The sequence below is a fragment of the Pseudomonas sp. OE 28.3 genome (genome assembly GCF_014268205.2).
Lineage (GTDB): Bacteria > Pseudomonadota > Gammaproteobacteria > Pseudomonadales > Pseudomonadaceae > Aquipseudomonas > Aquipseudomonas edaphica.
Genome location: NZ_CP077082.1, coordinates 3,232,604 through 3,246,525, shown reverse-complemented (window position 1 = coordinate 3,246,525; position 13,922 = coordinate 3,232,604). Strand labels below are relative to the sequence as shown.

Sequence of the window (13,922 nt, the reverse complement as noted above, 5' to 3'; positions counted from 1 at the left end):
TTCAGCCGCAGTTCAGCAAAGGTCAATATTGGCTGTTTAGTAATGAGTATCATTATGTTACAAATTAGCATCCTATCCAGCCTTGATGCGGTGCCGAATGCTCGTTCCCTTTCTAATCATGCTGCGCGAAGGCATTGAAGCCGCATTGATCGTTGGCATTATTGCCAGTTACCTGCAACAGACCGGCCGTGGCCAGTGGATGCCCGCCGTGTGGATCGGCGTGTTCCTGGCCGCTGCGTTGGCCCTGCTGGTAGGTGGCGGCCTGGAACTGGTCAGTGCGGAGTTCCCGCAGAAACAACAGGAATTGTTCGAAGGTATCGTCGGCCTGGTAGCCGTCGGCATCCTCAGCTCCATGGTGTTCTGGATGCGCAAAGTGGCGCGCTCCATCAAGCATTCCCTGCACGAATCCCTGGATCATGCACTGGCCGGCTCCAAGCACCAAGTCATCGCGCTGATCGCCATGGTGTTCTTTGCCGTGGCCCGTGAAGGTCTGGAAACCGTGTTCTTCCTGCTCGCCGTGTTCCAGCAAAGCGAAGGTCCGGGCGCCCCGATTGGCGCCCTGCTCGGCTTGATCCTGGCGATTATCGTCGGCTTCCTGATCTACACCGGCAGCATGCGCCTGAACCTCGGCGCGTTTTTCCGCTGGACCGGCCTGTTCATCCTGGTGGTGGCCGCCGGCATTCTTGCCAACTCGGTGCAGGCGCTGCATGAAGCCGGGGTGTGGAACCACCTGCAAACCGTGTTGTTCGACTTCAGCGCCGTGCTGCCGATGGACAGCCCGTTGGGTTCGGTGCTCGCCGGGATGTTCGGCTACCAGGAAGCGCCGACCGTGAGCACCCTGGGTGCCTATCTAATTTATCTGGTAGTGGCGCTGGTGATGTTCTTCCTGCCCTCGGCCCCTGCCAAGCCTGTCGCCAAACCTTCTTCCGTTTCCAGCCATTAAGGACCGTCTCTTGTCCAACCCAACCCTTCAACCGGCACCGCCGTCGCGCGCCCTGCGCTGGGCAGTGGCCGGCTCGGTGGTGGTGATGATCGCCGCCGGTGCGCTGTTTTATTACGCCTCGCAATTGGCTGCCGCCAAGCGTCAGACCAACCACAATGAAATCGCCGTGACGATTCACGCTCACGCTTGCGAGCCGAATGAAATCAGCGTGCCCGCCGGGCGCGCGAGTTTTCGCATCATCAACCGCTCCGACCGCGCGGTGGAATGGGAAATCCTCGACGGCGTGCTGGTGATTGAAGAACGCGAAAATATCGCGCCGGGCCTAAGCCAGGTGATCAACGCCAACCTGTTGCCCGGCGACTATGCGATCACCTGCGGCTTGCTGAGCAACCCGCGCGGCACCTTACATGTCACGCCAACCGCTGAGTCCGATGCCCAGGCCAAGGCCAAACCGTCGATGGTGGCGTTTATCGGCCCGCTGTCGGAGTTCCGGGTGTACCTGAGCGGCCAAGGCAGTGCGCTGGTCAAGGCCGTGACCGCGCTGCAGCAAGCCATTGCCGCCGGTGACCTGGCCCAGGCGCAAGCGCTGTATGTGCCGGCACGTGAAGCGTATCAGCGCCTGGCTCCCGCCGCGCAACGTCTGGCCGAGCTGGACAACGCGATCAACGCCCGCGCCGATTACTTCGAAAAACGCGAGCAAGACCCCGCGTTCAGCGGCTTCCACCGCCTCGAATACAGCCTGTTCCAGCAGCGCAGCCTCGATGGCCTCGGCCCGGTCGCCGAGCGCCTGGTCACTGACGTCACCACCCTCAAGCAACAGCTGCTTGCGCAATCACTGCCGCCGGAACAACTGGTCAGCATTGTGGTGCGCAACCTCAACAGCCTGGCGGATGTGCGTGCCGCCAGCGGTGAAGAGGAACGCTACAGCCATATCGACTTGAACGGTTTTGCCGCCAACCTGGAGGCTGCCCGCAAGGTGGTCGACCTGATGCGCCCATTGCTGACCAAATCAGCGGCGGACCTGTTGCCAAAAATCGACAGCGCGCTCGATGCCTTCGATGCCCAACTCAACAGTTTTAAAGTCGACGGCCAGTACAGCCGCTACGACAGCGTCACGGCCGATCAGCGCAAGCAGATCGCCGACAAGGCCAAGGCTCTGGCCGTTGCACTCGATGGAATCGACCCCGCCCTTGGCCTTTCCGGCCTGCAGTGAAGACGACCTAATAGATGAGTGATTCAGAACAGTTTTCCGCGCAACGTCGCCGTGTCCTGCTGGGCATGGCCGCCACCGGTGCCGCGATTGCCGGCAGCACCCTGACCTGCCCGGCCATGGCCGCCGCAGCCGAGCAAGTCACCACCGCACCACGCAGTGACAAGACCCAGGACCACCACGACTTTTTCGGCCAGCACCAGACCGGCATCGTCACCCCGCGCCCGGCCTGCGGCATGCTCGTCGCCTTCGACGTGCTGGCCAGCGATCGCGAAGACCTGGAGCGCCTGTTCCGCACCTTGAATGAGCGCATTGCGTTTCTGATGACCGGCGGCACCGTGCCGCAAGTCGACCCGAAACTGCCGCCCACCGACTCCGGAATCCTCGGCCCGGTGGTCACGCCGGATAACCTGACCATCACCGTCTCGGTCGGCGAATCGCTGTTCGATGAGCGCTTCGGCCTGGCGGCAGCCAAACCCAAGCGCCTGAGCCGCATGGTCGGCTTCCCCAACGATGCGCTGGAACCCGCGCAGTGTCACGGCGACCTGAGCCTGCAATTCAGCTCGAACACCCCGGACACCAATATCCACGCCCTGCGCGACATCGTGAAGAACCTGCCTGACCTGCTGCTGGTGCGCTGGAAACAGGAAGGCAGCGTGCCGCCCCAGGCACCGGCCAAACCCGGTGAACCGGCGCAGAGCGCACGCAACTTCCTCGGTTTCCGTGACGGCTCGGCCAACCCCAATTCCAACGATGCCAAGGCGATGGACCAGATCGTCTGGGTGCAGCCCGGCAGCGACGAACCGGCGTGGGCCGCCCACGGCAGCTACCAGGCCGTGCGCATCATCCGCAACTTCGTCGAGCGTTGGGACCGCACGCCGCTGCAGGAACAGGAAAGCATCATCGGCCGTATCAAACCGACTGGCGCGCCCATGGATGGCGACAAAGAAACCCAAGTACCTGACTACAGCAAAGACCCGGAAGGCAAGTTGACCAAGCTCGATGCGCACATCCGCCTGGCCAACCCGCGCACCCCGCAGACACAGGCCAACCTGATCCTGCGTCGGCCGTTCAACTACTCCAACGGCGTCAACAAAAACGGTCAGTTGGACATGGGGCTGTTGTTCATCTGCTACCAGGCTGACCTGGAGAAAGGCTTTATCAGTGTGCAAACCCGGCTCAACGGCGAGCCCCTGGAGGAATACCTCAAGCCGGTTGGCGGCGGGTACTTCTTCACCTTGCCTGGGGTGACGGGGCCTAAGGACTTCCTTGGCCGCACGCTGCTCGCTGCAACGCACTCTCAAACCACTGCCAAGACCTAAAACAAACCCAGAGCGGAAAAGCCCCATGAAGAAGTCGACTATCGCGTTGTCGTTGCTAATGACCCTTTCACCGTTGGCAGCCTTCGCCGCCACCGCGCCTCTGGACCTGGTAGGCCCGGTGTCGGACTACAAGATCTACGTCACCGAAGAAATCGGCGAATTGGTCACCCAGACCAAGGCGTTCACCGATGCCATCAACAAAGGCGACCTGGCCACTGCGCAGAAGCTCTACGCACCGACCCGCGTGCACTATGAGTCCATCGAGCCGATCGCCGAGCTGTTCAGCGACCTCGACGCTTCGATCGACTCGCGTGTTGACGACCACGAGAAAGGCGTGACCGCTGAAGACTTCACCGGTTTCCACCGCATCGAATACGTGCTGTTCTCCGAAAAGACCACCAAAGGTCTGGAAGCGCTGACCGCCAAACTCAACACCGACGTCAACGACCTCAAAACCCGCGTGGATGGCCTGACCTTCCCGCCGGAAAAAGTCGTCGGCGGCGCAGCAGCACTGTTGGAAGAAGTGGCTGCCACCAAGATCTCCGGTGAAGAAGACCGTTACAGCCACACCGACCTGTATGACTTCCAGGGCAACATCGACGGCGCGAAGAAAATCGTCGACCTGTTCCGTGGCCAGATCGAGAAGCAGGACAAAGTCTTCCTGGCCAAAGTCGACAAGAACTTTGCCGCCGTGGACAAGATCCTGGCCAAGTACAAAACCAAGGACGGCGGTTATGAGACCTACGACAAGGTCAAGGAAACCGACCGCAAGGCCCTGGTGGGCCCGGTCAACACCTTGGCTGAGGACCTGTCGACCTTGCGCGGCAAGTTGGGTCTGAACTGATTAAAAGCCCCGAGCCATGCATTCATACCGCAATGCACGGCTCGGGGCTTATCGGTGCTTAGTTCACCGGTGCGTCGGGCTTGAAGTCTTCAATTGGCGCACCAGTGGGTGTCTGCGTTACCGGATCAATCGCATACCATTTAGTGTCTATTTGTACCGCATATGTCGGGCAACTTCGACTCACGCCCAGCTGGCTTCCTGGGTAAGCGCCGGCCTCCTGCCGTGGGGCTAACGCGTCATACGCCCCAAGCCCCCAACGGCATTTCTCAAAGGCGGTGGTCGTCAGAAAAAAGCCTGGCCCCACACAAACCAATTCGCCTCTGAGCACCTGCCTGGCTGCCCCCAGGGCTTTGGGGCCAATCCTGAGCACATCAAAAACCCCGTCCAGCGGGTTGAACAAACCGCGCAACGTTTTCGATCCACCCTTCAGCGCGGTCATCGTAAACGCACGACTGCCGAACGGCACAACCGTTTTGAACCCACTGAAAAAGCCACGTAACCCACCGGTAAACGCAAAGGAAGTAAAGTCGATCACCAGCCCCTTCAGGCCTGCGCCAATGTTGCCGTCGGCGATATCGGCAATCGCCCCCACAAATGGGATCAGGCTTAATACCATCCTGAGGTTTTCACGGGTAAAGACCTTTCCGGAATCAAACGGATAACTGCGTCTTCTCTGTAGCGTTGTCGGCGCGTTGGCGTATTCCAACAGCGTCTCGCGCTTCACATCGAACGTAGCGTTGACGATGGCCCTGGCTATATCGTTGGTTTTTTTCGACGCCCAACTGTTAGGCACAGCACCTGGCGTGCTGCTGGCCCACCTCGACGAATTCTGCCCCGGCAACGTCTCTCCGAACTTTTCGATAATGGCCTTGGTTCGCACGCCGGGACGCAGCTCGCTGCCTGTCTGATAGGCCTGAAGGTCAAAATCTACTTGTGTTGCCTTGCGATAGCCCGCCGGTACATTGGCAAAAGGACCATACGGGACCGTCCCCTCTTCAATCACACCGTCCAACTTTAGCGTAGAGAACAGCAAGTTACGCTTGCACACTTTCATGGACCCCGGGAACATTTCGAGACAGGTATAACCTCCCTCTGGCCCCTTGTTCTTGTAGCGCAACAACACACCCTGCTTGGCCCTCTTTTCGACCACCTTCGAGTCGCTCCCCTGATCCTGGGCCAGGGATTCCCCGGTTTCCTCACGCAACGTGAAAATCTCCACATCGCCGGACTCCAACCCTGTGCGTACATCCAGCGGTGCATTGGCGATCATCAGTTTGATCACCGTTTCCTGTGCGCGACGACTGTCGGCCAGGTATTGGTCCACTGCCGGCGCTACCAGCGGCTTGATACGTGGAAGCTTCTTGATTCTTTCTTCAAAGGTTTCCTGGGAGATAGTGGGGTGCGTGAATGCGTATTTCTTCTCGCCAAAAAGTCGCGTATTCACCCACTGCTGAGCCACGAAAAAAGGGTCCTCCTCAGGTTCTCCGGCAAGGATCAACTCGGTCAACAACGGGGTACGTGTTTCCAGGTGGCCCTCGTTTCTGGCGTCATACGGTTTGTCGGTCACCAGCGTCAACTTGATCTTGGCGATCTCATCCCGCGTCATTTCGGGAAACAACAGAACCAATTGATCAATCAATAGGCTCGTCTGCGAAGGTGGCTCACTTGTCAGGCTCTGGAAGGCCGCGACAGTACTGCTCTGGCGGTCAGCAAACGCTTGCGCGGCCGCCCGATAATCCCCTGCGGAATAAGCCCCATCGCTGGTTTTGGGAAACACACCGGCCATCACCGCCCAATCCAACAGAGGCGCAGCCCCCAGGCATTTGATCAGCGTCTCGTGCTCCGGCCCCATGGGTTCGAGTCGGGTAAGGGCTTGCGCCTCCGAGATGTTCAATGCGCGCGAACTGCCTGCCCCACTGAGTTTTTCCGCCATGGCGCAACCCAGGCGCAGGCTCATCCAAGCGGTCGAGCCCACGCTGACTTGGCCAGGAGACAGCTTGAGCGCCTCAGGTGCCTGTGGCGATAACCCAGGATCCGGTTTGATCAGAAACTCGGGGGCCGCCTGTGCCAACAACATATGGGCGATCAAGGGCGCGGTATTGACGTCGGCACCCTTTTTTCTCAATAAGCCTTCAATGTCAGCACGTACTTCGTCCAAGGTACGACCAAGGTTGTTGGGCTGATAAATGTCGTAGCCCGCAACCATCCCAGGCTTGCCAGGCATCTGTGCATTGACGCTGGCCTTGATGGTGGCCGCCAGGAGTTGATGGCGGGTAGCCTTTGACAGCTGTTTGCCGCCGGTAACCTCAGCCATATTCAACTGCTGCGCCAATGCCTGAGCCTTGATGATCGCCTCGTGCGAGTCGAAAAACTGCTGCAGTTGCAGGTCAGGGTCGCGGGGCAAATTTGTCCGGGCCATATGGCTGGCGAACAGTTCGGACACCGAGCCAGGCCCGCTGGACGCTGCCTTCAACACGTTCAGGTCAGCGGGCGACAGCGCGCCAGGGGCCCATGTATAAGGTGACAAACGGGCATAGTCACCCTGCGTTGGCGCGGGTGGCAGCTTGGCGGTCAGCCAACTGATGGCCGAATTGATCTGCGTAACCGTTTCGGGGCTTCCCAGCCCGGAAAACGCCAGTACTTGCCGCACGTCATAAACGGCCTGGGAGTACAGGGCATTCCCGGTCGCCTTGCTCATCTCTACCAGTTGATGGAGGTCGTTATTGAGCGCGTGGATAGCGGCTTTTTCGGCCGGGCTGCCACCTATCGAAACGTTGTAGATCTCTTGGTCAAGAATGACTTGAACACTGATCCATTGATTGGCCGAGTCACGTATCTCAAGGCTTCCATTGGATATCCTGTAAACGCTCTCAGCACCACCCAGACCGGACCTCTCGATGAAAGCCTTGAACGCCGGCCTGCCCAGCCACTCAACAAAACGTTCACGGGGCGCATGACTTTTGTGTGCCAGCGTCGATTCAGGATAAACGGTGGCGTACTGCGCGCTCAGAGTGGGCGTATCACCCTCCCCACGGTCCTTGACCAACCCTCGCAACTGAGAGGTGAGGTGCGTTCGCACATCAATGTCACTGTTGTGCTGCATGAGCTGCTCATACTGCCGGCGCCACTGGTCGCGATGCTGGTCGGATATCGGCGGCCAGCCGTGTTTTTTCAGGCGTTTCCCAAGCGCCTTTGCATCTATTTGAGGGGCCGGATATTCCACACCGTAGAATTCGAGCACCGCATTAAAATCGCGAAATTTGACCGTGTGCTGGCCCGGCAGCAATACACCCATATCACTCGGCTTCAACTGCTTCACCGCCGCACAAACTTTCGCGCTGACCTCCCACCAGCCGGAGCCGTCGGTGGTCGTGAAGGTTCGCGCGACTGTTTTGCCGTCAACCACCACTGTGCCTTCGACCCTGTCGCTGAAAACAAGCGCAGTTGATAGATCCAGGCCTTTGGATGTGAGCCAGGCCTGCACCTGTGGCTCGTTCACCGCCTCAGTGTAGGCATCAATGAAGGGCCTTATCGAGGCACCTGGAGGAAACGGGTCGGCGTTCAGTTTGTGGGTAGTCAGCAGATGAGTGAGGGTTTTCTGCAGGCTGCTGTCGGCTTTTTTTGCTTGCGCCAATGCGGGATAAACCGCTGTTTTGCGCTCAGCGTCGGGGGCGTGCGCGTCACTTTCAGACGCAACCTCGCGCGTCTTGCGTATCGATGCGGGTTCAAACTTGAATTGCGTCAGCTGTCCGCGTACCGGGCGGGGTGCGCCTGCAGGCGGCCCGTTTTCAATCATTGGCAAAACAGCGGGGTCAGGCGTTGCAGGCTTTACAGCAGGCCCCGTGGGGAGCTGCATCTGAGACAGGTGGGGATGACTGACAACTGTAACGCTACCCTTGGAAAGGCTTGTCGACATTCAAAAATTCTCTCTACCGGTTGGGTTGATGAGAGTTCTCGTCCCTAAAAACAGTCGGTTAAGAAAATATTAAGAATTCTTGAGATGCAGAGTAGGAAATTTCTCGATTGACTGAGGAATAGTGTGAAAACCTGAGCGCTTGAACCGGCACCGAAAGGATGTGCCCGTTGTGGGCCACCATCTGGCGACCAAGCCCTTGCGGGTGGGAGATCCACTCAATGAGCGCAGGTATGTGCGCACAAGCGAGTGGCAGCGTGCACGTCCCTTAGATCTGTTCCACAGAGAAATGTACGAACCTGGGTGTAGGCAAACTCTCAAGATGGCGAAGACCTTCTGAGAGTTTGCGGTAACGCGTCCGCTTTCCTACAAGATCCGGTAAAGCAACCGCTCAATCCGCACCCGGCTGACCCGGCGCAAAAACTTGCCGACTGCTGGCGGATACTCCACCAGGGTCTGCAATTGCTGATACCGCTCGATGCGCGTGGTGTGCTGGAAGATCTGCGCGAGCTCTGTGCGCCGCGGCGCCAGCCACTCGCCCTTGGGATCATCGATCAGCAAGGCATTTTCCAGATCGAGGCGGAATGCCCGTGGGTTGAGGTTGTTGCCCGTGAGCAAGGTGTAACGCTGGTCGACCCACATACCCTTAAGGTGATAAGTGTTGTCGCCGTCACGCCATAAGTGCAGGTTCAACTGGCCGCTGTCGATCATCGGCTGATGGCGTTTGGCGAAGCGGCGCAGGCTGATTTCATACAGGTAAGGCAAGGCCGAGATCACCTTGAACGGCTCGCTGGGCGGGATGTAGAAATCGTTGGCGGTTTTGTCGCCGACGATAATGTCGACCTTCACCCCACGCGCCAGGGCGCGGTTTATTTCGCGGGTCACCGGCAGCGGCAGGTTGAAATACGGCGTGCAGATGGTCAGTTGATGCTGGGCACTGGCAATGAGTTCGAGGATCACCCGGTTCAACGGATTGTTCTTGCCCACACCCAGCAACGGGCTGACCGACAAGTGCCCATTGGGCAGCAAACCTGTGGTGGTGTCGTAGGTCGCGTGCTTCAAGCGGCTGCGCAAGTCACCGATGTCATTGCGCAGGCTGCGGGTGGTCGGCAGGTTCGGCAGGTCCAGGCGATGCACGGCTTTGGACGCGACCAGGCCGTGTTCCACCAGGTGTTGCATCGAGTCAGCCAAGGACTTGCTGTGGATCAGGTGATAGCGGTCAAAGCGGTATTTGTCGAACTTGTGCAAGTACACATTGTTCAGGCTGGCACCGCTGTACAGCACGCTGTCATCGATCACAAAGCCCTTGAGGTGCAACACGCCGAACAGTTCGCGGGTTTGCACCGGCACGCCGTACACCGGTACTTCGCTGGCGTGGGAGTGGGTCATGGCCTGGTACCAGGCGCTGTTGCCCGGCTGCTTGCCGGCGCCGATCAGGCCGCGCTGGGCGCGCAACCAGTCAACCACCACCACGATATCCAACTCGGGCCGTGCCGCCTTGGCGGCGTGTAAGGCGTCGTAGATTTCCTGCCCCGCTTCGTCCTGCTGCAAGTACAGCGCGACGATGTAGATGCGTTGTGTGGCCTGGGCGATTTTTTCCAGCAGGCACAGACGGTACGCAGCGGCACCGGACAGCACGTCGATGGCATCGGGAGACAGCGGGAAACCACGCAGTTTGGGCAACAGGGAGCGTTTGAAGAACGACGGCATAAGGCTCGCAATGGGTCGAATCCGAAGAGGCACAGAGCTTACACCATGGGGCTGCTCAGGTCTCGTCGTGGCCAATGGAAAAAATTTAATTGACCATGAAGAACGATCGTTCTACTGTTTGTTGCATGAACGATATTAACAGCAACGAAACCCGCGACATTATCCTCGACGTCACCCAGAAGTTGATCTATCGGCACGGCATCGCCGCCACCGGCATGGAGTTACTGGTGAAAACCGCCGGCGTCTCACGCAAAAGTATTTACCGTTACTTTGCCAATAAAGACGAGCTGGTCATCGCCGCCCTGCAACGCCGCGACGCACGCTGGATGCAGTGGCTACGCACTGAAGTGGAACGCAGCGAAGGCAGCGGCGAGCGCCTGCTGGCGCTGTTCAGCGCACTCAAGGCCTGGTTTGGCTCGGCAGACTTTCGCGGCTGCGCCTTTATCAACACCAGTGGCGAAACCGGCGATGCGCAAGACCCGGTGCGCCTGCTGGCCAAGGCGCATAAACAAAAACTGTTCGAGTACGCCCTCGAACTGTGTAAAGCACATGGCACCCCCGACCCCGAACGGCAGGCAGCGCACCTGCTGATTCTGATCGATGGCGCCATTACCGTTGCCCTGGTCATGGGCGATTCAACAGCAGCTGATAATGCGCAATGCATGGCGCGAACGTTATTAGGACTTTGAACGCACAGGCTGAGCAACTTTCGACAACACCTTGGTATTGATAGGAGCTGCCCCATGTCATCGACAGCAGAACAACGTCCGCCGCTGCCACCGTTCACGCGTGAATCGGCCATTGAAAAAGTGCGCCTGGCCGAAGACGGCTGGAACTCCCGCGACCCGCAACGCGTGTCGCTGGCGTATACCCTGGACACGCAGTGGCGAAACCGTGCCGAATTCGCGCATAACCGCGAAGAGGCCAAGGGTTTTCTCACGCGCAAATGGGCCAAGGAACTGGACTATCGTCTGATCAAGGAGTTGTGGGCATTCACCGACAACCGTATCGCCGTGCGCTATGCCTATGAGTGGCATGACGACTCCGGCAACTGGTTCCGTTCCTATGGCAACGAAAACTGGGAATTCGACGAAAACGGCCTGATGGCCAACCGTTTTGCCTGCATCAACGATCTGCCGATCAAAGCAACCGAGCGCAAGTTCCACTGGCCGTTGGGCCGGCGCCCGGATGATCATCCGGGGTTATCCGACCTCGGCCTGTAAGCCACACGCATAGGTATCTACACAACCGGTTATTGTGGCGAGCAGGCTTGTCCTGCGTTGGGCTGCGAAGCGGCCCGAGTGAAGGCACTGCAATTTTCCTGAAAAAACTCGGCGTCCGGGTTAGGGGCTGCTTCGCAGCCCAACGCAGGACAAGCCTGCTCGCCACAGGAAAAATTGGCGGCCTTCAAGCCAGCTCCCACATTGGACCATCAGCCTCTGTCAGTCCTGATTCAAGCCGACGCGATACAGTACGCCCTTGTCCTCATCGGTCAGCACATACAGGAAGCCGTCCGGCCCCTGACGCACATCGCGAATCCGTGCCTTCAACCCGCCCAGCAGGCGCTCCTCGTGGATCACCTTGTCGCCATCGAACTGCAGGCGAATCAACTCCTGGCTGGCCAACGCGCCGATAAACAGGTTGTGGTCCCAGGCTTTGAAACGCTCGGCGTCATAGAACGCCATGCCACTGATGCCGGGTGATTTTTCCCAGACGTGGTGGGGTTCCACAGTGCCCTCCACAGCCTTGCCCTTGGCTTCCGGAATCGGCGTCAGCGAATAATTGATGCCGTGGGTTGCCAGGGGCCAGCCATAGTTTTTGCCGCGCTCGATGATGTTTATTTCATCGCCACCGCGCGGGCCATGTTCGTTTTCCCAGATCGTGCCGCTCCAGGGGTTCAACGCCAACCCCTGCGGGTTACGCTGGCCGTAGGACCAGATCTCCGGGCGCACGCCCTGCTGGCCCACAAAGGGGTTGTCGTCCGGCACACGGCCATCCGGGTAAATGCGCACGACTTTGCCTTGCAACTTGTCCAGGTCCTGGGCCGTCGGCCGGTCATTGTTCTCGCCCAGGGTCACAAACAGGTAGCCGTCCCGGTCGAACGCCAGTCGCGAGCCGAAGTGATTGCCGGTCGACAGTTTGGGCTCCTGGCGCAATATCACTTTGAAGTCTTTGAGCCCGCTCAAATCATCGGCCAAACGCCCACGCCCCACGGCAGTGCCGGCCTTGCCACCCTCGCCGCCGCCTTCGGCATACGACAGGTAGACCAGGCGGTCCTGCTTGAAGTCTGGCGACAGCACCACGTCGAGCAAACCGCCCTGCCCTTTGGCCCACACCTGCGGCACGCCGGTCAGCGGCGCAGAGAGCTTGCCGTCCGGGCTGACAAAGCGCAGGTGGCCGGGGCGCTCGGTCACCAGGAAGCCTTGTTTGTCCGGCAGAAACGCCACGGCCCACGGGTGATCGAGGCCTTTGGCAATGGGGGTGGCAGTGATGCTGCCTTGCTCACTGGGGAACTGCTGGGCATCCGCCGCCATGACGGCCGTCACGGGCAGCAGAGTTGCGCAGATAGCGGCTAACAGGGTTTTGCGTAGAAACATAAGACAGAGTCCTTACCGGCGATTGCCGTTGGCATCGTAAGTGGGCGCTTTGGGTGCAGTGGCAGGACGGCTTGGGGCCGCGTTACGCGTCGGGTAACGATTGCCGATACCGCCGTTTTCCACGGTCGGTGCAGGGCCGGTCGGCGCGGGTTGAACCCCGCGGGTGGCGGCCGGCGCATTGGGCTGGGTGCCCTGCATGCTGTTGGGGTTAGCCCGATGGATTGGGCTGTTATTGGTGTTGTAGCTGCCGGGCAGGTTCTGCGCCTGGGCCAATGGCGCGAGGGCCAGGCCCAGCGCGACTACGGCGAGGTAACGCACACAGCTGTTCATGACAAAGCCTCATTGGGGCGAGTAGTACGTGCTTTCGATAACACGCTACGCCTTGGGTTCGGCTTTCGACATTAAATAGTTTCTCATCAGATGTAACACGATCTGTCCGCGCATCCGTCCGCCGAAACTTTTGCGCCAGCCTGCGAGTCACCAGAACACCGACTCTTCTCAAGGAACCGCAGCCATGCCAAGGGCAATCTGGAAAGGCGCCATCAGTTTCGGCTTGGTCCATATCCCGGTCTCGCTGGTCTCGGCCACGTCCTCCCAGGGCGTTGACTTTGACTGGCTGGACAAACGCAGCATGGACCCGGTGGGCTACAAGCGCATCAACAAGACGACTGGCAAGGAAGTCACCCAAGACAATATCGTCAAGGGCGTGGCCTTTGAGAAAGGCCGCTATGTGGTGCTCAGCGAAGACGAGATTCGCTCGGCCCACCCCAAGTCGACCCAGACCATCGAAATCATTGCCTTTGTTGCCGCCGACCAGATCCCGCTGCAAAACATCGACACGCCCTACTTCCTGGCCCCGGACAAACGCGGCGGCAAAGTTTACGCGCTGCTGCGTGAGACCCTGAAAAAAACCGCCAAGGTCGCCCTGGCCAATGTGGTGCTGCACACCAAACAGCACCTGGCAGCGCTGATGCCGCTGGAATCAGCGCTGGTATTGGTGATGCTGCGCTGGCCCGCCGAAGTGCGCAGCCTCGACGAACTGGAACTGGGCAGTGACGTCACCAAACCGAGCCTGGCCAAGGGCGAATTGGACATGGCCAAGCGCCTGGTCGAAGACATGAGCGCCGACTGGCAGCCGGACGAATACCGCGACAGCTTCCAGGAAAAGATCATGGCGCTGGTGGCGAAGAAGGCCAAGGCCGGCAAAATAGAAGACGTCGAAAGCCAGCCCGGCAGCGAAGAACGCAAATCTGCCGATGTAATCGATCTGACCGAACTGCTCAAGCGCAGCCTCGCCGGCAAGCCCGCCGCGAAAAAGCCCGCAGCAAAAAAACCGACCGCAAAAAAAACCAGCAAAAAGGCCTCTTGAGCCCGCCATCAGCA

The 13,922-nt window shown here is 59.3% G+C and carries 11 protein-coding genes; 7 read left to right on the top strand and 4 right to left on the bottom strand.

What is annotated here, in order from left to right:
* Window positions 1-97: 97 nt before the first annotated feature.
* The 4 genes from efeU to efeO (HU759_RS14640) are packed head-to-tail and all read left to right on the top strand — an operon-like array spanning window position 98 to window position 4,319.
* Window positions 98-943, top strand: coding sequence for an iron uptake transporter permease EfeU (gene efeU / locus HU759_RS14655; RefSeq protein ID WP_099549836.1), 846 nt, complete (start codon window positions 98-100; stop codon window positions 941-943).
* A 10-nt stretch (window positions 944-953) separates the two neighbouring features.
* On the top strand, window positions 954-2,156 hold the full coding sequence (gene efeO, locus HU759_RS14650; RefSeq protein ID WP_186616945.1) for an iron uptake system protein EfeO: 1,203 nt from the start codon (window positions 954-956) through the stop codon (window positions 2,154-2,156).
* Window positions 2,157-2,170: 14 nt separating this feature from the next.
* Window positions 2,171-3,475, top strand: a complete 1,305-nt coding sequence (gene efeB, locus HU759_RS14645; protein WP_170038319.1) for an iron uptake transporter deferrochelatase/peroxidase subunit — start codon at window positions 2,171-2,173, stop codon at window positions 3,473-3,475.
* 25 nt (window positions 3,476-3,500) lie between these two features.
* Complete coding sequence (efeO, locus tag HU759_RS14640; protein WP_017135535.1) at window positions 3,501-4,319, top strand: iron uptake system protein EfeO; 819 nt, start codon at window positions 3,501-3,503, stop codon at window positions 4,317-4,319.
* 58 nt (window positions 4,320-4,377) lie between these two features.
* On the opposite strand, the gene HU759_RS14635 is transcribed toward efeO (HU759_RS14640), so the two are convergent.
* A complete protein-coding gene (locus HU759_RS14635; RefSeq protein WP_170038321.1) occupies window positions 4,378-8,235 on the bottom strand; it encodes a hypothetical protein in 3,858 nt (1,285 codons plus the stop codon).
* 363 nt (window positions 8,236-8,598) lie between these two features.
* Window positions 8,599-9,942, bottom strand: coding sequence for a CDP-diacylglycerol--serine O-phosphatidyltransferase (pssA, locus tag HU759_RS14630; protein WP_017135533.1), 1,344 nt, complete (start codon window positions 9,940-9,942; stop codon window positions 8,599-8,601).
* 125 nt (window positions 9,943-10,067) lie between these two features.
* Between pssA and HU759_RS14625 the strand changes: the two genes are divergently transcribed.
* Together HU759_RS14625 and HU759_RS14620 are read left to right on the top strand one after the other, a co-directional pair.
* Window positions 10,068-10,631, top strand: a complete 564-nt coding sequence (locus HU759_RS14625) for a TetR/AcrR family transcriptional regulator (protein ID WP_099549841.1) — start codon at window positions 10,068-10,070, stop codon at window positions 10,629-10,631.
* A 54-nt stretch (window positions 10,632-10,685) separates the two neighbouring features.
* A complete protein-coding gene (locus HU759_RS14620; RefSeq protein WP_017135531.1) occupies window positions 10,686-11,165 on the top strand; it encodes a nuclear transport factor 2 family protein in 480 nt (159 codons plus the stop codon).
* 219 nt (window positions 11,166-11,384) lie between these two features.
* On the opposite strand, the gene HU759_RS14615 is transcribed toward HU759_RS14620, so the two are convergent.
* Window positions 11,385-12,539, bottom strand: a complete 1,155-nt coding sequence (locus tag HU759_RS14615) for a PQQ-dependent sugar dehydrogenase (RefSeq protein WP_170038323.1) — start codon at window positions 12,537-12,539, stop codon at window positions 11,385-11,387.
* Window positions 12,540-12,551: 12 nt separating this feature from the next.
* Entirely contained in the window at window positions 12,552-12,869 is a 318-nt protein-coding gene (locus tag HU759_RS14610) for a hypothetical protein (RefSeq protein WP_099549844.1), read from the bottom strand.
* Between the two features lie 184 nt (window positions 12,870-13,053).
* On the opposite strand from HU759_RS14610, the gene HU759_RS14605 reads away from it, so the two are divergent.
* A complete protein-coding gene (locus HU759_RS14605) occupies window positions 13,054-13,908 on the top strand; it encodes a Ku protein (protein WP_170038325.1) in 855 nt (284 codons plus the stop codon).
* The last annotated feature ends 14 nt before the right edge of the window (window positions 13,909-13,922 follow it).

Excerpts from the sequence above, each read along its gene's own strand:
- HU759_RS14605 (WP_170038325.1), top strand. The coding sequence starts at position 13,054 with ATGCCAAGGGCAATCTGGAAAGGCGCCATCAGTTTCGGCTTGGTCCAT.
- HU759_RS14610 (WP_099549844.1), bottom strand. The coding sequence starts at position 12,869 with ATGAACAGCTGTGTGCGTTACCTCGCCGTAGTCGCGCTGGGCCTGGCC.
- HU759_RS14615 (WP_170038323.1), bottom strand. The coding sequence starts at position 12,539 with ATGTTTCTACGCAAAACCCTGTTAGCCGCTATCTGCGCAACTCTGCTG.
- efeO (WP_017135535.1), top strand. The coding sequence starts at position 3,501 with ATGAAGAAGTCGACTATCGCGTTGTCGTTGCTAATGACCCTTTCACCG.
- pssA (WP_017135533.1), bottom strand. The coding sequence starts at position 9,942 with ATGCCGTCGTTCTTCAAACGCTCCCTGTTGCCCAAACTGCGTGGTTTC.
- HU759_RS14635 (WP_170038321.1), bottom strand. The coding sequence starts at position 8,235 with ATGTCGACAAGCCTTTCCAAGGGTAGCGTTACAGTTGTCAGTCATCCC.
- efeU (WP_099549836.1), top strand. The coding sequence starts at position 98 with ATGCTCGTTCCCTTTCTAATCATGCTGCGCGAAGGCATTGAAGCCGCA.
- efeB (WP_170038319.1), top strand. The coding sequence starts at position 2,171 with ATGAGTGATTCAGAACAGTTTTCCGCGCAACGTCGCCGTGTCCTGCTG.
- HU759_RS14620 (WP_017135531.1), top strand. The coding sequence starts at position 10,686 with ATGTCATCGACAGCAGAACAACGTCCGCCGCTGCCACCGTTCACGCGT.
- HU759_RS14625 (WP_099549841.1), top strand. The coding sequence starts at position 10,068 with ATGAACGATATTAACAGCAACGAAACCCGCGACATTATCCTCGACGTC.